The 19551-nt window shown below is 50.4% G+C and carries 19 protein-coding genes and 1 pseudogene; 10 read left to right on the top strand and 10 right to left on the bottom strand.

Features of this window, described 5'->3' with window-relative positions:
• Positions 1 to 53: 53 nt before the first annotated feature.
• From MKQ70_RS01250 to MKQ70_RS01235, 4 genes are all read right to left on the bottom strand, one after another.
• Positions 54 to 2270 (bottom strand): SusC/RagA family TonB-linked outer membrane protein, encoded by a 2217-nt coding sequence (locus tag MKQ70_RS01250; protein WP_248066664.1) that lies wholly within the window; start codon positions 2268 to 2270, stop codon positions 54 to 56.
• 269 nt (positions 2271 to 2539) lie between these two features.
• Positions 2540 to 2977, bottom strand: coding sequence for a FecR family protein (locus MKQ70_RS01245; RefSeq protein WP_248066649.1), 438 nt, complete (start codon positions 2975 to 2977; stop codon positions 2540 to 2542).
• A gap of 2 nt (positions 2978 to 2979) precedes the next feature.
• A complete protein-coding gene (locus MKQ70_RS01240) occupies positions 2980 to 3675 on the bottom strand; it encodes a FecR family protein (protein ID WP_248066646.1) in 696 nt (231 codons plus the stop codon).
• A gap of 65 nt (positions 3676 to 3740) precedes the next feature.
• Positions 3741 to 4400 carry an RNA polymerase sigma factor gene (locus MKQ70_RS01235; protein WP_248066644.1) on the bottom strand — a complete coding sequence of 220 codons (660 nt, stop codon included), beginning with the start codon at positions 4398 to 4400 and terminating at the stop codon, positions 3741 to 3743.
• 174 nt (positions 4401 to 4574) lie between these two features.
• On the opposite strand from MKQ70_RS01235, the gene MKQ70_RS01230 reads away from it, so the two are divergent.
• From MKQ70_RS01230 to MKQ70_RS01190, 9 genes are all read left to right on the top strand, one after another.
• Positions 4575 to 5174, top strand: a complete 600-nt coding sequence (locus MKQ70_RS01230) for an RNA polymerase sigma factor (RefSeq protein ID WP_248066641.1) — start codon at positions 4575 to 4577, stop codon at positions 5172 to 5174.
• Between the two features lie 117 nt (positions 5175 to 5291).
• Entirely contained in the window at positions 5292 to 6374 is a 1083-nt protein-coding gene (locus tag MKQ70_RS01225; protein ID WP_248066638.1) for a FecR family protein, read from the top strand.
• Between the two features lie 292 nt (positions 6375 to 6666).
• Entirely contained in the window at positions 6667 to 9642 is a 2976-nt protein-coding gene (locus tag MKQ70_RS01220; protein ID WP_248066635.1) for a SusC/RagA family TonB-linked outer membrane protein, read from the top strand.
• The gene (locus MKQ70_RS01215) at positions 9543 to 9878 is read left to right on the top strand and encodes a hypothetical protein (RefSeq protein ID WP_248066632.1); all 336 of its coding nucleotides are present in this window, start codon (positions 9543 to 9545) and stop codon (positions 9876 to 9878) included. The genes MKQ70_RS01220 and MKQ70_RS01215 overlap by 100 nt, the downstream gene beginning before the upstream one ends.
• 19 nt (positions 9879 to 9897) lie before the next feature.
• A complete protein-coding gene (locus MKQ70_RS01210) occupies positions 9898 to 11079 on the top strand; it encodes a RagB/SusD family nutrient uptake outer membrane protein (RefSeq protein WP_248066630.1) in 1182 nt (393 codons plus the stop codon).
• Positions 11049 to 11348: a hypothetical protein gene (locus tag MKQ70_RS01205; RefSeq protein ID WP_248066612.1), complete on the top strand. Its 300-nt coding sequence runs from the start codon at positions 11049 to 11051 to the stop codon at positions 11346 to 11348. Before MKQ70_RS01210 ends, MKQ70_RS01205 begins: the two co-directional genes overlap by 31 nt.
• A 70-nt stretch (positions 11349 to 11418) precedes the next feature.
• Positions 11419 to 12138: a DUF4843 domain-containing protein gene (locus MKQ70_RS01200; RefSeq protein ID WP_372490079.1), complete on the top strand. Its 720-nt coding sequence runs from the start codon at positions 11419 to 11421 to the stop codon at positions 12136 to 12138.
• Between the two features lie 22 nt (positions 12139 to 12160).
• The gene (locus tag MKQ70_RS01195; protein WP_248066605.1) at positions 12161 to 12982 is read left to right on the top strand and encodes a PKD-like family lipoprotein; all 822 of its coding nucleotides are present in this window, start codon (positions 12161 to 12163) and stop codon (positions 12980 to 12982) included.
• The gene (locus tag MKQ70_RS01190; RefSeq protein ID WP_248066601.1) at positions 12907 to 13722 is read left to right on the top strand and encodes a hypothetical protein; all 816 of its coding nucleotides are present in this window, start codon (positions 12907 to 12909) and stop codon (positions 13720 to 13722) included. The genes MKQ70_RS01195 and MKQ70_RS01190 overlap by 76 nt, the downstream gene beginning before the upstream one ends.
• Before the next feature lie 120 nt (positions 13723 to 13842).
• Here MKQ70_RS01190 and MKQ70_RS41875 read toward each other — a convergent pair whose 3' ends face one another.
• From MKQ70_RS41875 to MKQ70_RS01165, 6 genes and pseudogenes are all read right to left on the bottom strand, one after another.
• Positions 13843 to 14274, bottom strand: coding sequence for a DUF1343 domain-containing protein (locus MKQ70_RS41875; RefSeq protein ID WP_372490078.1), 432 nt, complete (start codon positions 14272 to 14274; stop codon positions 13843 to 13845).
• 72 nt (positions 14275 to 14346) lie between these two features.
• A pseudogene (locus MKQ70_RS41870) lies at positions 14347 to 15059 on the bottom strand (exo-beta-N-acetylmuramidase NamZ family protein); the annotation flags it as partial.
• A gap of 53 nt (positions 15060 to 15112) precedes the next feature.
• Positions 15113 to 15655 carry a hypothetical protein gene (locus MKQ70_RS01180; RefSeq protein WP_248066597.1) on the bottom strand — a complete coding sequence of 181 codons (543 nt, stop codon included), beginning with the start codon at positions 15653 to 15655 and terminating at the stop codon, positions 15113 to 15115.
• A 17-nt stretch (positions 15656 to 15672) separates the two neighbouring features.
• Complete coding sequence (locus MKQ70_RS01175) at positions 15673 to 16227, bottom strand: Gfo/Idh/MocA family protein (protein WP_248066594.1); 555 nt, start codon at positions 16225 to 16227, stop codon at positions 15673 to 15675.
• Positions 16161 to 16532: a hypothetical protein gene (locus MKQ70_RS01170; RefSeq protein WP_248066580.1), complete on the bottom strand. Its 372-nt coding sequence runs from the start codon at positions 16530 to 16532 to the stop codon at positions 16161 to 16163. The genes MKQ70_RS01175 and MKQ70_RS01170 overlap by 67 nt, the downstream gene beginning before the upstream one ends.
• A gap of 29 nt (positions 16533 to 16561) precedes the next feature.
• Positions 16562 to 16957, bottom strand: coding sequence for a c-type cytochrome (locus tag MKQ70_RS01165; protein ID WP_248066578.1), 396 nt, complete (start codon positions 16955 to 16957; stop codon positions 16562 to 16564).
• Positions 16958 to 18008: 1051 nt separating this feature from the next.
• On the opposite strand from MKQ70_RS01165, the gene MKQ70_RS01160 reads away from it, so the two are divergent.
• Complete coding sequence (locus tag MKQ70_RS01160; protein ID WP_248066574.1) at positions 18009 to 19526, top strand: malate:quinone oxidoreductase; 1518 nt, start codon at positions 18009 to 18011, stop codon at positions 19524 to 19526.
• The last annotated feature ends 25 nt before the right edge of the window (positions 19527 to 19551 follow it).

Below are 19551 nucleotides of genomic sequence, written 5' to 3'. Positions count from 1 at the left end.
GGCGGAAAGGTTGTAACGGTTTTTGTAAGTATAACCCGTATTACCGAACCAGCTCAGGTAACGATTTTTTGCTCCATTATAGAGCCCAGGTTATCGCCGATCTGTTGCGACCAGCCGTACATGGTGGCCAGTTGCGCTGTAGGGTTCACCGTTGCAAAACTGTTTGCATCTGCATCATACCCGTAACGGGTAGCCCCGTAGTTCTTGTTATAGGTCTGCCTGATCTCGCCGCCTGCAATTGCATTTAGCTGGTGCTCGGCACCAAAATTTTTATTGATATTCAGCACGCCACGAAAATTGTAATCAGCAGCCATACCATCTGTCATTACATAGCGACCGCCATAAGGCAGGTTATATACAGGTTTTCCAGTAGTTGCATGCAATGTAGTGTATGTATTTACCAGCAAGCGTCCGTTGTAACTATTGATCTCATCGATCGAACGGTTGTTGGTCGCCGTACGCTGGTACATGCCGGACACGTCGAAATTCGCCCAGTTGGTCAGTTTTATAGCAAGTCCCGCATTGAAGCGCAATTGTTGCGTAGTAGATAAGGAATTTGAGTAATTCAGCTCGTCAAGTGCATTATAGGTGAATGGCAGGTAACCTCTGCGCACCAGGCTGTCGTTCACTTCCTGGCGCAAGGTAAGTGAGCGTTGGATGTGATTGCCATTTTCATCCACTATCATGTCGTACGGACGAAGCCCCGTACCAAACTGGCTTAATGCATTGGTAGCAGCCTGATTGGTTTTAGCACTGGAGGTCTGATAAGCGATCCCGGTTCTCAACTTCACATTTTTATTATAGAAGTCGTTCGTAAAATTGCCGGAGATGAACGTATTCTTCGCGTAATTAGAACGAAAGATCGGCTGATCGTTCGCATAACCGCCGGAGATATAGTAGGAATTGTTCTCGCCAGCGCCGGACACCGACAAATTGTATTGCTGATTTACCGCATTGCGTAACAGGTATTTGTTGATCTGGCTGAAGTTACTGCGCTGCGCAATTTCCGCAATGGCTGCATCTGCCTGTGCTTGCGTAGCCTCACCCCGCTTTACTTTGTAATACCATTCCTGCACATCACTGGGGTTGGGAGTTTGCAACATCGACCACTGGTAACCGGATTGTGATTTTGCATCTACCAAAAATCCTTTTTGCAGCATTTCCATTTCAAGGTCCACATATTCAGCGGTGGTCATCCATTCGAGGTCCTTCAGGTCGGCGGGTTTGGAAACACCGAGTGTCGCAGAAAAACTGATGGAAGGCGTCGTACCTTTCTTTCCTTTTTTAGTTTCGATAACGATCACCCCGTTCGCGCCCCTGGCGCCCCAGATGGACGTAGCCACGGCATCTTTGAGGAAAGTGATCTGCTCGATATCGTTCGGGTTAAAAGAACTGAGGATCGCATTGTTCGACATCACTGTGTTAGTCCGGTTGGTGAGGCGTTGCTTGTCGCCAGCCGGTATCTGCGGAAATCCGTCGATCACGATCAGCGGCTCCGCGCCAACTGTTGCGTACGTATTGGTCGTGCGAATCTGCACTGTACCATTTTTCACATCGAATCTCACACCGGGCACTTTACCTTCCAGCCTTTCGATGATATCTACTGTTGGCGTCTGCGCCAGGTCTTTGGCAGTAATCACCGCGTAGGAGCCGGTGGCACGTTCTTTGGAAATCGTCTGGTAACCGGTAGATACCTTGATATCCACGGCTTCCATTTCGATGGTTTCGCGTTGCAGTACGATCGTTAAATCGGTGCTGTTGCTGATTTTCACTTCCTGTGGTTTGAAGCCCACATAGCTGATCACCAGTACATCTCCGATATTTACATTAATATCGAATCGTCCGTCTTCTTTATTGATAATAGACCTGCTGGTACCTTTTACCTTGATGGTGGCGCCGGACAAAGGTCCGCGGCCATCGGTAACGATGCCCTGTACAGGAATCGTGGCCAGCACCGGTTCGGTGTAAGGAACATTTACCTTTTTACTGATGAAAATCGTTTTCTCGCGGAGAATGTAATCCAGCGACTGGTCCTTTAAAATCAGTTCAAGGAATTGCGAAAGCGGCATGTTACTGGCCGCCACGTTCACCGGCTGTGCGGTTTTTAACAGCTGCAGATCGCAAAACACATGATAGCCGGTTTGTGAACGGATGCTTTCAAACGCCTTTTCCAGGGGAAGATTTTTCCCGGAAAGCGTTACTGCCTGCGACACGCCTTTGGCGCTTACCCCCATAAATGCCACTGTCAATAAAAAGATGGTTAGTTTCATCACTAACAGAATTTTGGTTGTGAGGCCGCTCTTTGCCCCCTCGTTACTTACAGATCTGGTTGAGAACCGGCGGCGGTCTATGCTGCATAAGGACATAGCACGGCCATCCCGGTTACAAGAAGCAATTTTTGCATAACTTGCAATTGGTTAGGTTGATTGAAAAAACAGTTTTCCCTTAAATAATTGTCTATCGTTCACCCTGACTTTCGCCGCTCTGAATCCTACCTCAGAGCGGTTTTTGTTATAGGGATAAAAACTTCCATTACTATTTACGGCATCACGATCAGCCGTCGATTATCTTCCAGCCTGAAATTTAAACCGGATGATGCTTTTAACCCTTCCAGCGCCTCCGAGAGGTTCAGGTTGCGTTCAATTTCCCCATAAAACTTCTTCTCCGGTATGCCTTTCTCATAAACAACTTCGATGTCATACCATCTTTCTAACTGGCGCATCGCTTCTTCTACTCCTACATAGTTAAAGTCGAATACACCTTGCTTCCAGGCAGTTACCTGGCCTATGTTGGCAGTATTGTTCACTGTAATATGCGATTGAATATCAGCCTGCTGTCCCGGTCTTAACACCACGGCTTCAGCACCTTTTACGGTGCGGATGCTGCCTTCTACCAGCGTAGTCCTGATGGCCGGTTCATCTGCATAAGCATTAATATTGAAGCTGGTGCCGAGCACCTCCACTTCGGCGTCCTTCATTTTTACCCGAAAAAAGGCTGGGCGGTATTTTTCACGACTTCGAAATAAGCTTCGCCATTAATCTCGACCGTACGTGCAGCGGCGGTAAATGCCGTCGGGTATTTGATCGAACTTTTAGCATTCAGCCAAACCCTGGACCCATCGGGCAGTGTAAGGCGGAAGGTACGTGCAGGCGGTGTGCTGATCGTATTGTACTCACTGCCGGACGCCTTCGCAGCGTTGTACGACAGCGTTCCGTTCTGCATCACCACATCCGTACCCTGCTGGCTGGCCACTACGCCGTTACCGAGACTGTCGAGCACCATCTGCTGGCCATTGGCGAGTGTCAGCACCGCGCCGTTTTTCCCGGGTGCTACATCCTGCGCGTTAGCCACCATCGGCGGCTTCGGCTTTTCCGTACCTGGACGCAGCAGGTAAACCGAACCGGCGAGCAGCAATACAGCTGCCGCGGCGGCCCACCAGGCGCGGGGTTGCAGGCGGCGAACTTTAGCAGGTTCCTGCAAACGTGCTTCCAGGGCGGCAACAAAGGCAGGACTGGCGGCCTCGAATGCAGGCGGTTGATCGCCCGATTGCAGCAGTCGATGCAATTCATCGATCGTCACCTCCCGGTACCAGGCGAAAAACGCAGCTTCGTCCTGTTCCGTCAGTTGACCGGATTTATATTTATTGATCAGTAATATCTTTTGGTCGTCGTTCATATATAGGTGGCTACTCTTACAGACGAAGAGCGAAATGATTTGTATACCGTATTGTTAAAAAATTTTTATCTTTTTTCGAACCAGAGGAGTAAAAGCAATGAAAGTGGGCCACCATGCTGCTCCAGCAAAGATTTGAGGGCATGGTAGGCGGCGTAGTAATGTTTCTTTACGGTCACCACGGCCAGTCCGTATTTAGCGGCAATCTCCTCAAAGCTGAGGCCCTCCTCGGTACGCAGGAGGAAAATATCGCGCTTTTGCGGATCTAGACTGTTGATAGCGCCGTTAGCCAGTTCGTGCAGTTCTTTATATTCGAGCTGATCGGGTGTAGCGGCAGCGCCCTGTTGGGCCAGGCTTTCCAGCGCGCGGAGGTGTACTTTTTTGCGGCGGAGCAGGTCGAACAGGAGGTTGCGGGCTATTGTAAAGGCATAATGCTCGAAAGAACGGACCAGCAGCAGTTTCTCCCGGAGCTTCCAGATGCGGAAGAACGTTTCCTGGAGCAGTTCATCTGTTTCGTCGCGGTCGTTGGTAATAAAGTTGATGGCTGCCTGCAGGCTAGGATAATAATGTATGTACAGCTGCGCATACGCTTGCTGATCGCCATCGGCGGCTGCCCGTACCAGGAGGTGCTCGTTGAGTAATGAATTAGTAGCCAATCTTCCTGCAAGATAATGAATCCCCTGCCATACATCTATAGTAAGGCTTGCAGTGTGCTGAAAAAGATTCAAAATAAATTATTAACAAATTACACTTAACCATTATCTCTCTTTTCGGGAAAACGTTTTAACTTCGCGATCACCAATTAGAGCATGAGTAGTGATTTACTATGCAGGCAAAATGCCAGTAAACTGGCCATCCTGACAACTGTTTTCCCCTGAAACCAAAATCGCCTGCCCGGTCCAGTGCCATCAGACATTACATATAGTGAAGAAGAACAAAAGGAGCTCCTGCTGCGGATAGCGGAAGGCGATGAAGCTGCCTTTGCCCGGCTGTTCCATACCTGGGCCACGCCACTGGCGGCCATTGCCCGTAGAATGTTGCAACACGAAGCGCTTTGCCGGGATGTGGTACAGGAAGTGTTTATCAAGGTATGGCTGAACCGCGACAAACTGGGCGAGGTAGAAAAACTCAGCGCCTGGTTGCGTAAGATCACCATCAACCAATGTTTACAGGCGCTGGAGAAAAACGCGGCCAACGACAAACGCCTCGCCGACCTGCAACTGGTGCAAAGCGTCACGCCCCGGGAAGAACAGGGAGTTCTTGAACTTAAGGAACTGCGCCACATCATTGACCACACCATCGCAAGCCTGCCGGCTCAGCGGAAGGCGATTTACCTCATGAACCGGGTAGAAGGAAAAACGACCAAACAGATTGCCGAAGAACTGCAATTGTCGCACGGATATGTGCGCAACGCCCTCAGCGCCGCCCTCTCCGCCATCCGGGAAAAAGTGCTGCAACTCACTGCCGGCACCGCGCTCTGCTGCTTTTTCTACCTTTCTTAACTTTTTTTTCAGTGTGATGATGACACTCGTCGCACTTAGCCGATCTTATTAATGTACTATGCAACAGCACCAAATACGCCAACTCGCACAGGACTTCTGGATAACAGGCTGGATGCCGTGAAGCAGCAGGAATTTTACGACCTGCTGAAAGATCCCGCGCAACGGGACCTGCTGACCGCCACATTCCTGGAACTAACCGGCGATGCGGATCTAAGCCTTCCGATGAACCCGGCACTGTTGCCGATCCTTGACAACGTGATGAAAACGGACAAGCCGCAACCGGTGTTGCGCGTACGCCGCCTCTACCAATGGGGCTGGGCTGCAGCTGCCGTGTTACTGCTGGCTGCCGGCGGGACCTACTGGATGCTCGCTCCACATAATAATCATCCGCAAACCGCCGCGTATAAAAGCCTGAAAGAGGTGAAACCCGGCGGCGATGGCGCCATCCTCACCCTCGCCAATGGGCAAAAGGTAGTGCTGGATAGCACGGCCGACGGCGTAATAGCCGAACAGCACGGCGCTGAAGTAGTGCTGAAAGACAACGAGGTATCTTACGCAGGAACCGCGCAGGAAACGAGCATCAACACCATCTCCACACCAAAAGGAAAACAATTCCGCGTGCAATTGCCCGACGGATCTAAAGTGTGGCTGAACGCGGCATCCTCCATTGTATATCCGACCGCTTTTACCGGCAGCCACCGCGAGGTGGAAATTACCGGCGAAGTATATTTTGAAATAGCACAAAACGCGCAACAGCCGTTCCGTGTGAAGTTCGGAAAACGCAGCATTGACGTACTGGGCACCGCCTTCAATATAAATGCTTACGCAGATGAACCTGTGGCCAAAGCCACCCTGCTCAGCGGCAGCATCCGCATCAACCAGGAAAAAATTATGACGCCCGGCCAACAGGCGGTGATCGATAATTCAAATGACCAACTAACAGTTACAAACGATCTTGATACAAATGACGAAATCGCCTGGAAGAACGGGCTGTTCGTCATGCGCAGCACCGATCTGCCGGCTTTACTGCGCCAACTGTCCCGCTGGTACGACATCGACATTAGAGTACAAGGACAATTGCCAAAGCGTGAATTTGGGGGTAAACTGACCAAAGACATGGACCTCGCCGCGATCATGGAAGTACTCTCGGCCTACGGAATTCATAGTCGTTTAGAGCGTGGAACATTAATCATTTTTTAATAAGCAGCGATGATTTAACCTGAAAAAAGCCGCTTTGTGGTCTAGACAAAGCGGCAGCAAGTTCCGGGTTAATAGCTACTACACAGGGACTCTTATTATCAACCGAAACCAGCCAAATGTATGCATTTAATTGCTTTTTGGCCCGGCAATTTCATGTGCCTGCCGGAGCCGCTATCAAATTGTTACGGTCTAAGAAAAATGCCGTTCTGTTTCTCCTTGTTTTAAGCCTCAATGCCACCGCGGCACTTGCCCAGAAGATCAACCTGCGGCTAAAAAAGCCACTTTAAAAGAAGTGTTCGCCCAGGTAGAAAAGCAAACGGGCATGTATTTCATGTGGGATGAGCCGCTGCTCAAAAAAGCCCTGCCGGTAGACATCAACGTCACCAATGCCAGCCTGGAAGAGGTGATGGACATTTGCCTCCGCAACCAACCCTTCTCCTACCGCGTGATCAACAACATGATCGTTATTAACGCCAAAGCGCCAACGGCGGCAACCACTGTAAGCAACGTGGTAGCCGACCCGGTGGATGTAACGCTGAAAGGTGAAGTGCGCGACGAAAACGGCCGCGCGATCATTGGCGCCACCATTCGCGTAAAAGGCAGTAAAATCGGCCACATCAGCGATGCTAATGGCAATTTTATGGTAACGGTGAACGGTTTGCCCGCCACGCTGCTCATCACCTGCCAGGGCTACTCACCCAAAGAAGTAACCTTGCAGAAGAACGAAACCGTGATGGTACAATTGAAAACCATGCCGCAACAGATCAGCGAAGTAGTAGTAACTACGGGTATCTTCAACAGGAAAAAAGAAACATTTACCGGCGCGTACACGACCGTTACCGCCGAACAGCTCGAAACCTTTGGTAACAGGAACCTGATCACTTCTCTCCGCAACATTGATCCCTCCTTTAATGTGATTGAAAGCAACAACTTCGGCTCCAACCCGAACCGTTTACCGGAAATCCAGATCCGCGGCAATTCCAGTCTGCCCAATGTAAACGAACTGACGGACAACGCCCGCGCCGCGCTGAACACGCCCCTGGTCGTAATCGACGGGTTCCAGTCTTCGCTGCAGAAAATGCTCGACATCAACCAGAATGAGGTAGAATCCATCACGATGCTGAAAGATGCTTCCGCTACTGCCATCTACGGCTCACGGGGCGCCAACGGGGTAATCGTCATTAAAACGAAAGCACCGAAATCCGGCAAACTGCGCCTCTCCTATCGCGGCGACGTGAACGTGGAAATGCCGGACCTCACCAGTTACAACCTGCTCAAATCGCGCGAGAAACTGGCGCTGGAAGAAAAGGTGGGATTGTATACAGAGGAAAATGCGGGCATGGCCGTGGCTTCACGCAACTATTACAACTTTATACTAAGCGAAATTAACCGCGGCGTGGAAACCGACTGGCTCTCCAAACCCGTTCGTACCGGTGTGGGACAACGTCACAACATCCGCCTGGAAGGTGGTGACAATGCCTTTCGTTACTCACTTTCTACACAATTGAACGATATACAGGGCGCAATGAAAGGCTCGTCACGCCGCACATTGAACGGTACAATCAACCTCACATACTTTTACAAAAACCTGCGCTTTACCAACAATACGATGCTGAGTTTCGGCAAAAGCCGGGAATCACCCTATGGCTCTTTCTCCGACTATACAAAGATGAACCCGTACTGGGCGCCTTACGATGAAAGAGGATTGGCGGTAAAATATGTAGGCAACCCCGGCAACACGGATTACTCCAACGTATGGCTGCGATTGCCTACCAGTCCGCTGTACAATGCTACCCTGAACACTTTTAAGAAATATGCCACAAACGAGATCACCAATAACTTCTCCGTTGAATGGACGGTGATCCCCGACCTGACCGTGCGCGGCCGGCTTGGTATTACAAAGATGGATGCGGACTCTGACTACTTCCGCCCGGCAGAACACACCGACTTTGCAGCAGAAACAGACCAGCTGAAACGCGGAGCCTATGATTACGGCGTATACAAATCATTTGCCTACGATGCGAGCCTGACGCTGAACTATAACAAACAGATCGGCGATCATTACATCACAGGCGGTTTGGATTACAACATCCGTGAAAATGGTTCGTCCAGCTACAGCTTCCTTGCACAGGGCTTCAGCAATCCTAATTTCGACTTCATATCAATGGCCTTACAATATGCGGAAAACGGCAAGCCGAGCGGCAGGGAAAGCCTTTCCCGTTCCGTAGGCCTTACCGGCAGCGTGACCTATGTGTATGACGACCGCTTCTTCACCGATGGCAATATCCGCTACGATGGCGCTTCGCAGTTCGGCCGCCTCAACCGCTTCGCGCCCTTTTGGTCGGTAGGTGCGGGCTGGAACCTTCACAAGGAAGGCGTGCTGGCCGATCTGTCCTACCTGAACCGCCTGAAGCTGCGTGGCTCTGTAGGTACCAGCGGCTCGCAAAACTTCAACGCATACCAGGCCCTTTCTACCTACCAATATTATGCTGATAACCGGTATTACGCATGGACTGGCGCCTATCTTTTAGGACTGGGCAATCCCTACCTGAAATGGCAGCAAAAAATGGAATACAACGTAGGGGTGGAAACCGAATGGCTGCAACGTCGTATTGCTTTCGCCGCCGATGTATACCGCAACGTCACCAAAGGCATGATATCTTCCGTAGCACTGCCGGCATCTAACGGTTTCCCCAGTTATGCAGATAACATTGGCGAAATCGAAAACCAGGGTATTGAACTGAAGGCTACGGCTTACCTGGTGCGCAACACCGCCAGCCGCACCTCGCTCAGCATTACCGGCGCATTGGTGAGCAACCGTAACAAAATCACAAAGATTTCCCAGGCATTAAAAGACGCGCAGAAAGCCACGGAAAATGCGACCGGCGCTACGCCGAGCACCTTGTATAAAGAAGGCTATTCTTCTGACGCGATATGGGTAGTGCCTTCCATGGGCATTGATCCCAGCACCGGTAAAGAATTGTACATCGACCGTTTCGGGGAAGCTACGTACACCTGGAACTCCCTGAACCTGCGGGCAGTAGGTAACAGTCAACCTAAGTACTTCGGCAACTTCAGCACAATGTTCCGCAAAGGCGGCTTCTCTACCAACCTGGCATTCGGCTACCGCTTCGGCGGCCAGCAATACAACCAGACGCTGATTCAAAAGTGGAAAACGCGGATTACCGCTACAATGTGGATGCCCGCGTGTACGATTCCCGCTGGCAGAAGCCGGGCGACAACGCCGCATTCAAAGGATTGCTGGTAACGGCGGCAACCAACAGGACCTCGCGCTTTGTACAGGATGAGAAAACACTGCAGCTGCAGAACGCCAACGTACAATACGACTTTGGTCCGCGTGTACTGAGAACACTGCGCATGCAGTATTTCTCGATATCCGCCAACATGGCCGACGTGTTTTACCTGTCGACCATCCGCCGCGAACGGGGTACGGACTATCCTTTCTCCAGGCAGGTATCACTGAGTGTAAATGCTACTTTCTAACGGAAAAATTGTGACGAACATGAGATCTTCTAAATATATTATAGCAGGGCTGATGGGTATCCTCGCAGCCACCAGCTCCTGTAAAAAATGGCTGACGGTTCAACCTAAAACACAAATGCCGGCCGACGACCTGTTTACTACCGAAAACGGCTTCCAGGACGCGCTTACCGGTGTTTATATCCAGATGAAAGATGCGAAGGCCTATGGGGAGAATATGACCTATGGCACGATCGAAAGACTGATCAGCTCCTGGGACGTAACGACCAATACCACCGAGCAGCGCCTCGGCTTAATGAACTATGCCGATGCGGGTGTGCAAACAAGGCTGTCGGATATGTTCGGGCAGGAATATAAAATCATTGCCGGCGTCAATTCTATATTGGGTGCATTACCGGGTAAACAAAACCTGTTTGTAAAAGGCAACTACGAAATGATCCTCGGCGAATGCCTGGCGATCCGCGCTTACTGTCACCTCGACATGTTGCGGTTGTTCGGGCCTGTGCCGGGACAGGCCACCACGGGGACCGTATTACCTTACGTTAAAACCTTATCGAACCAGGCCAACCAACACCTGCCCTACGATCAATTTAAACTTGCATTGATGGCCGACCTCGACTCAGCGGCGGCCCTCATGAAAGACGTGGACCCGATTGTGAAGTACTCGATGTCAGAATTGATGAATCCCAACCTGCTTCATCCTGACTTCACAACGGGCAACGTTTATATGGCTTATCGCGGCATCCGCCTGAACTACTACGCCGTAAAGGCCTTACAGGCCCGTGCCGCGCTCTGGTTCCGGGATAACACCAAAGCATATGCCTGTGCGAAAGAAGTGATACTGGCTACGAACCCTAACGGCACCACCCGGTTTCCGCTGGCTTCAGCCGCTACATTGAGCAACAAAGACATGAACATGTCGGGTGAGCAGGTATTTGGTCTGTACGATTATCAGCTCTATACCAAATACCAGAACAAGTTTGCCAACGGTACCTACAAGAAAGGTTCCACCGCGGCCACCGTGACCTCGCAGCTGTATGGTGGTACCGGTACAGACATCCGCGAAACTTATCAATGGACGCTGGTGACTTTATCGAACGGAAGCAGCGCTTACATCTACAAAAAACACCAGGTATCGAAACCTCGACAGATCTTACCTTTTACCAGATACCCATGCTGCGCATTGGCGAAATGTACCTGGTAGCAGCGGAAACCGCACCCGGTGCAGAGACGGAAAGCTATTGGGACGCCTTCCGCTCATCGCGCAACGAAGCGGCCAGCAACCTGCCTGCCGACCCGGCACTCGCGAAACTGGAAATCATTAAAGAATACCGGAAAGATCTGTTTGCGGAAGGCCGGGCATTCTTCGCCTACAAACGCATCAATGCGCCTAAGGCCAATGTGCTTTGGATGCCTGCTGCGGCAGTATTGAACTACCAGCCGCCCGTGCCTTTAACTGAGTTCGCCAACTAAAACCGCTGTTTATCATGAAATCATTCAAATATATCGCTATCGCTGCGGCAGCCATCGGACTGCTGGGCGCCTGCAAAAAGACCAGTATTACCTTTTCCAGGATGCACCCCTGATACAGTTCGGGCCCGCGCCAACGGACATATATACTGTTTCGCTGGAAATGGCCGATACCATGAAGCCTTATACGTTTTACTACGAGCCGCCCACCGTGTTACAGGACACCGCGTACTTCGACATTTACGCGCTCGGCGGTGTACGTAGCGAAGACCGGCCGTTCACACTGGAGCAGATCAACCTGCCCGGACAAAACAACGCGGAACCCGGCATACACTATAAAGCCTTTACGGACAAAAGCGTCGCGAACCTGTACGTGATTAAAGCCGGCCAGGTACATGCGCGTGTGCCTATCATCGTACTGCGCGATCCCTCGCTGAAAAGCAAAACCGTTAAACTGCAGTTCGAAGTAAAAGCGAACAGCGACTTTAAACTGGGGGAAGCCAACAAACGCTGGAGAAGACTGGAATTAACAGATGGACTAAGCCGTCCGCCAGCCTGGGACACTTACCTGGAAACCTATTATTTCGGAAAATACAGTGTCACCAAACACGCTTTTATGATCGGGCAAACCGGCGAAAAATGGGACCAGCCATTTGTAACCGCGCTCCGGGCCGACTTCAGTATATTGGCCTACTGGAACGTGGAACTGAAAACCCGCCTGGTGGATTACAACAAAAACCATCCTGGCGAACCGCTTAAAGACGAATACGGCGACCTCGTGGCCTTTCCTTAAATCATTCCAACAGCAATAACTCATGAAAATAATATATAGCGCCATTGCAGCCTGTTTCGTGTTATTGAGCAGCGCCTGTTATAAAGACCATGGCAACTACGATTACCTGGAACCCGAAGCCATTACCATCGGCGGCATGGTTTCTACCTATACAAGAATGTCACTGCTGGACAGCATTATAATAAACCCGGAAGTGACTTCTTCCGACCCGGCCGCCGAATTCACCTACTTCTGGGGCATTTATGAAACCAATGCGCAGGGCTTTATCCCAAAGCTGGATACAATTGCCCGGACGAAGGAACTGCGCTATTTTGTAACGCAACCGGCCAAAACATGGGTACTTGTATTCGGCGCCACCAACAAACATACCGGCGTCACCAAAACCAGGACGGCCAATATGGTGGTGATCACCTCCTTTACACGCGGCTGGTATGTATTGCAGGACGACGGCACCAATACCGACCTCGACATGTTCCTTACCCGCAGTGCGATTAAGCCGGACAGCGCCATACGCAACGTGTACTCCCTCGCCAACAATCAAAAATTGCCGGGCAGGGCGAAATACCTTTGCTTCAACAGTTCTTATAAAACATATGCTGCAGGAACCACCGCTGCCAACACCCGAACGCTGTTCCTGTTCTCGGAGAACGAGCTGGCCGCCACCAATATCAACACGCTGCTGGACGTTCGCAGGCTGGACCAGCTTTTCTATGGTCCTCCCGCTACGAAGAAACCTGCTTTTTCTGCGAAGCATCCTCCGCGCAGTATTTGCAAAACGACGGTAAACTACATGCTATCGGCACTTCCAGCTCTAACATCGGGTTGTTTGGCGCGGCGCAGATGAGAGATGAGAATAACTCGCCCTATCACCTGTCTAAATATTTTGCCTGTGGCGGTAGCGTATATGTGCCTTTGTTCTTCGACGAAACCAGCAGCACTTTTCTTACCGCAGTACCCAGCGCAGCACAGCTGACCAAGTGGATCGATGCGGCCGATACAGAAATGCCGGCAGCCAATACCAACAAAAACCTGTTGTACATGGGCATTAAAAGCAGCGGCCTCACCGCCGGTTCACACATGGCCGTAGCCATCATGCAGGATAAAACAGACCCTGCGCGCAAGTTGCTGACGAAGATTTTACTCCCGGTTCCGAATGCAACTTTTACACTCAGAATTGATAATGACACGTTGCCGGTAAGTTCAAAAGTGTATAATGCACAACATTTCGGGGCTATTTTCCTGGAAGAGAACCTATTGTATTTCTCCGTAGGCCGTGACGTATACACACGCAACCTGACCAGTGGTGTAGAGCAGTTACAATTTACCCTGCCGGCGGGCGAGGAACTGACGTTTATCCGTCACCGTAAATACGCGAGCACCACCAGTACCGAAGCACCTTACTTGTTCAACTATATCATGATCGGTTCACAGGTAAACGGCAATTACAGGATCCGTATGTTCCAGAAACAGTCGGGCAACCTGGTGGCCAGCCCCGATTTTATGCTGGAAGGGCCGGGCAAGGCGGCAGATGTGATTTACATTTCGCCAAGTGTTGGCAGCAGCAGTTACGTGTATACTTATTAAACAATAACCAACCATACTTAACCGGTAGCGACCGGTGTTTATTTTGATCTATTCCAATAAGAACAAAGGCCGGCATTGTTGCCGGCCTTCTGCTTTATGGATATATCAGGTATTTCGTTCTCATCTTTTATAATTGCCCAGGGCAGGCTCCCAGCTCTTCCGCATCTCCTCCTCCGGCACATTATCGATAATCTGCTGGCGGAACTTCGCATCTCCCGTGCGGAAATCAACATTACCAATTTCCTTGCTGATCGTGTAATCGAAGAACTCTTTTTTGTCTGGGTACGCCGCGTACAATTCTTTTATCAGTTTGATGTTGATCTTCTTTTCGCGTAACAGCTCGTTCACATCCGTTTTACGGAGATCAATACCATAACATACCTCATTCATATACAGCGGCGTTTCAGACATTCCTTTGATGCCTACCGGCGTAAATGAAAAACTGTACTTGCCCTTCAGTTTGGGCGCGCCCACAATGCTGAACGGAAAATACGTACCACGGCCGTAATTCAATGTTGTTCCCTCAAAGATGCAGGTAGTGGGATATAACATGATCGCGATTTGCGTATTCAGGTTTGGGGAAGGTTTTACGGGCAGGGTATAATACGTATCGTGCGTATAGTTCGTTACAGGAATAATTTCCAGCTTGCACTGCAAGTTATTCGGCAGCCAGTGTTCACCGTTCACCATTTGTGCAAATTCCGCAATGGTCATACCATGTGTAATAGGAATGGGGAACTGGCCAATACCCGACTTATACTTCATATCCAACACCGGTCCATCTACAAAGTAGGCGTTAGGGTTAGGACGGTCCAGGATCAATAACGACTTGCCATTTTCCGCGCAGGCAGCCATCAATTCGGCCAGGGCGTTAATGTTAGTATAAAATCGGCAGCCTACGTCCTGCATGTCGTAAACCATCACATCTACGTCGGCCAGGTCTTGTTTGGACGGCTTTCTTTTAGCGCCATACAGGAGATGATCGGAATGCCTGTTTTCGCATCCCTTTCGTCCTTTACCACTACACCGGCGCTGTTATTGCCGCGGAAGCCATGCTCCGGGCCGAATACTTTTACAATCTTAATGCCCAGTGACTGCAGACTATCCACTAAATGGGTTTGTCCGATCACGGAGGTCTGGTTGCCTAAAATGGCTACCCGCTTACCTTTCAGCAGCGGCAAATACTTTTCAGTTTGATCTGCCCCCGTTCTTAAAGCACCGGTGCTTTCTGTTTGAACAACGGGCAAAGGTGTTTGCGCAGCCGCCTCTCCGGCGGGCTGGGGCGCGGCGCAGGCCACAGCGGCCAGCAACAGCGGAAGAAAAAAGATGCGTCTCATAAACATGCTTAAAGATAAGAAAGAAGCCGCATTGCTGCGGCTTCTTAAAATAACTATACTTTGTAGTACTGCTCCCAGCCCTTCCTCGGCGGCGGACCAACCAGCAGTTCGTTGGCTTTCTTATTATTGGTAATCACTTTCTTGTCGCGGTCGAACACGAGTTTTTCGCCGGTCCACTGTGCGAGTACCCCCAGGCAGAACATCTGGCTGAGCGGTCCCGCGATGGCGAATGGGGAACGTGTTTGCTCTTCCCCTTTACAAGCCTTCAGAAAGTTAGCGAAGTGGTTCGACGGGCTTTTCGGTACTTCCGGCAGCCTGGAGGCCATTTCTTTCGCTTTTTCCGGCGGGATGATGGACAGGGTGCTGCCATGGCTGCCACCTTTAAAGGTCAGCTCCTTACTGTAAATGATCTTGCCCGGATTCAGTTTAGCCTGTTTAATCGGACCGTTACTGGGCGGCGGAATATTTGGATCGAGTCCCTGTACACCGTAACCGGCGGGGATTGGCGGCAGGTTATCCAAACCATCGTACCAGGTTACATCTACAGCCGGCATGCCGTTACGCTTCGGAAACTTAAACAGCAGCGTGGTAGACATCGGGTAAAAAAAAATTATTATGTCCTTCCAGCTTCAGCGGATTTATTTCGTTCGGTAAGCCCAGGTCCGGGGAATTGATGCGCGGTGTCGAGCAGGTGCGCGCCCCAGTCGCCCAGTGCCCCCATGCCAAAGTCGTACCAGCAACGCCATTGACCATTTACAAAGTCCTTGTTGTACTCGTGACCCTGTGTCTGCATTTGCCAGATATCCCAGTTCAATGTACCGGGCACCGGTTCTGCCGGCGGGAACGATTTGATCTTCGGGTCCCAGCCATGCCAGCGGCGGGCTGAGTTCATGTGCGCGGAAATGGCGGTTACATCTTTAATGATGCCTGCTTCTTTCCACGCTTTAAACTGGAAGTAGTTGCCTTCTGAGTGCCCCTGGTTACCCATCTGGGTTACCAGCTTAGGATGCTTCGCCGCCGCCTTCATCATCAGTTCTACCTCGTTAAACGTACGCGCCATTGGCTTTTCTACGTACACGTGAATACCGAGCGACAACGCCATCATCGTAATCGGGAAATGCGAAAAGTCGGGCACCCCGATGGATACCGCGTCAATTTCTTTCCCCATCTTATCGAACATTTCGCGGAAGTCCCGAAACGGCGGGCATTCGGGAACTGTTTCATGATCGCCGTAGTGTGCGGCGCGCCCATGTCTACATCGCAAAGGGCTACGATATTTGCGAGACCGGTTTTCGCCAGTTCGCCGGTAATTTCACCACCGCGGTTACCAATGCCAATACAGGCCAGGTTAACCTTATCATTGGCGCCGATCTTACGCGCCCTGCGGGGATTCGCTGCCTTCAGCATACCCGGCACCGCCAGCACCGCTGAGGCTGCCATCGATTGCAAAAGGAACTTTCTTCTTGAGTTCATGCTCGTGGTTTGTATCAGTTAAATATTAATTACCTGGTTGCAGCAGTTGCAGGTTCCAGCAACGGTTCTTCTTTGCCCTGGTGGCAGGTGTAGCACGTTACTTTTACATACTTCTTGTTAATCTTGTTGGTCATCCGCATCATATCCCTTGCAATTTCCTTATGCTTGTTGCCGTCGCTTGCCCAGTCCATTTTCTTGGGATCGTCTTTGCTGGCAACATGGCAGAAATTACATCTTACACCCAACGCTGTTTTAAATTCCTTCATCACACTGTCGATCTCCTCATGTGTTGAGTTTTTCGGCATCACCTTCAGGTTCTTTGCCTTTTCTCTTTTAGGCTGTTCCTGGGTGGGTGACAAAGAGCACAGTGTTACAGCGGCAATCAGTGCCACTAACAGTATAGGACCTTGTTTGGACTTCATCATCTGCGTTTAGTTGATCGTGGTTAGCTTCTTATCAGTTGATAATGATACAAAGTAAAATGCAATCCTAAAAGCCGCTTATCACTTTTTCTCCCACCGGCAACATTTCTCCCGGGCGCGGGAGCCGTACACCGATGTACTGAAACCGAACACGTAGTATATTTAGGTAATATATAAAGATCTATCATAACACCTTTGTCTGCCCCGGTACGGTCTTTCTTAACCCGGTATTACATGATTTAGAACTACCTCAAATCGCCTGAAAAGCAACACCTATTTCCTGGTCAATATTACGGGGCTATCACTCGGCATGGCCGTGGCATTGCGTATTGGTTTATGAATGACGCGTTGAAGGTGAAGGCGGCGGCGATGAACCCGGTGAAAAGTTGGCGGACGAAGTAGCCGCTATTGTCTATTTGCTGTCAAAGGGCAACTGATATATGTTAACCCAAAGAGGGGCCAAAACACCCCATTTACCCCGTCAATGGTACTTCTTGGACTTCCCGGGGTGGTATTTGCTGATGTTGAAGGACATTACCACAGGGACCAGAAGGGAGTACCCTGGGCGTACTGATTAAAAACCATCTACTTAATCGAATAATTTGTTAAAAATTATCAATCATCAGTCGAAATTCATTAATAATTATAAAATATATTGGTGAACTCCGTAATGAGTATTAATTTTGCGGTTCCAAGGCGTTTTACAACCAACCACCGTTGAAAAGCCTGAAATTTTCGCTTTTATTTCAAGAAATTACAATTTGTAATGCATCGGTTTTCAAAATAGTATTCCTTCAACCGAACAATTGCAGCCCATTAAGCATGGTTTTGCAACTTTTCGGAAGAACTGAAAGTTGTCTTCGAAAGGGCACATTTCAACTCTTTATTTGTTCCACGCAAATCGCACGTTAGGAAAAATTGAACTGGATGGAATTACCGCCGGCCCGCCAGGCCGGATGGCAATAGAAAAAAGCAAAGTGGCGCCGGCAACGGTACTGCTGAGAAAGCAAAAAGCATGGCACAATATTTTGGAGAAATAATTATTTAATTGATCATGAGTATTGATAAAAACGCAGGTAGAGACGAAGCGGACATAGTGTTGATCGGCGCCGGTATCATGAGCGCAACGCTTGGCATGATGCTGAAAGAGTTGGAACCCGGCCTCACGGTACAGGTCTTCGAACGACTGGACGTAGCGGCCGCTGAAAGTTCTGATGCCTGGAACAACGCGGGCACCGGGCACTCCGCATTTTGTGAGTTAAACTACACTCCACAGGCGAAAGACGGCTCCGTTGAAATCAAAAAGGCGGTGAAAATCGCTGAGTCCTTCGAGCAATCCAAACAGTTCTGGGCTTACCTGATCGAAAGCAATCACATCTCACTTCCCGAATCCTTTATCCGCCGTACTCCCCACATGAGTTTCGTATGGGGTGCAGATGGTGTGAGCTTCCTCCGCAAGCGTTACGAAGCGCTCAGCAAGTGTCATCTCTTCAGTGACATGAAGTACTCCGAGGATAAAAAACAACTCGCCGATTGGATGCCCATCGTGATGGAAGGCCGCAATCCCGACCAGGACGTAGCCGCCACCCGCATGGAAATTGGCACCGACGTTAACTTCGGCTCCCTCACCCGCCACATCTTCGAAAGGATGAAGCAGGACGACAAAGTATCGCTCCACTTTAATCATGATGTAAAAACACTGCGCCAGAAAGATGGCCATTGGTATATTGAAGTAAAAGACCTTGCCACCGGCAAACGCAGGCTGGTAAAGACCAAATTCGTATTCATCGGCGCCGGCGGCGGTTCCCTGCCCCTGCTGCTGAAATCGAAGATCCCGGAGAGCAAAGGCTTTGGCGGCTTCCCCGTAAGCGGCCAATGGCTGAAGTGTAAAAATCCCGAGCTGATCGAAAAGCACTATGCCAAAGTATATGGCAAAGCGCCCATCGGCTCCCCTCCCATGTCCGTACCACACCTCGATACGAGGATCATTAAGGGCAAAAAGGAACTGCTGTTCGGCCCCTACGCCGGCTTCACCACCAAGTTCCTGAAAAAAGGCTCGTTCCTTGACCTGATCCTCAGCATCCGCTTATCCAACATCCGCCCGATGTTGTCTGCAGGCGCCCATAACCTCCCGCTCACCAAGTACCTCATTGACCAGGTACGCCAGTCGGCCGAAGACCGCCTGGATGCGTTGAAAGACTTCCTCCCGGGCGCCAAAATGGAAGACTGGGAACTGGAGGTAGCAGGTTACCGCGTGCAGGTAATTAAGAAAGACGAAGATGAAGGCGGTATCCTCGAATTCGGTACCGAAGTGGTAAGTGCCGCCGACGGCTCTATCGCCGCCCTGCTGGGCGCTTCGCCAGGCGCTTCCACCTCCGTTTCTATCATGCTCGACCTGATGAACAAGTGTTTCCCCGAGCAAATGCAATCGGCCCAATGGAAAGCTAAGTTCGCGGAGATGATTCCGTCATACGGTAAATCCCTAGCTTCGGACGCGGCCCTGTGTGATAGTCTGCGCGAGTGGACGGGGCGTGTGTTGAAGATTGAAGAAGGTCAGAAAGTTAATGCTTAGGTTATATAAAAAGCGCTGCATCGGT

The sequence above is a fragment of the Chitinophaga sedimenti genome (genome assembly GCF_023156195.1).
In the GTDB taxonomy this organism is placed as follows: domain Bacteria; phylum Bacteroidota; class Bacteroidia; order Chitinophagales; family Chitinophagaceae; genus Chitinophaga; species Chitinophaga sedimenti.
This window is presented reverse-complemented; position numbering and strand designations above follow the sequence as displayed.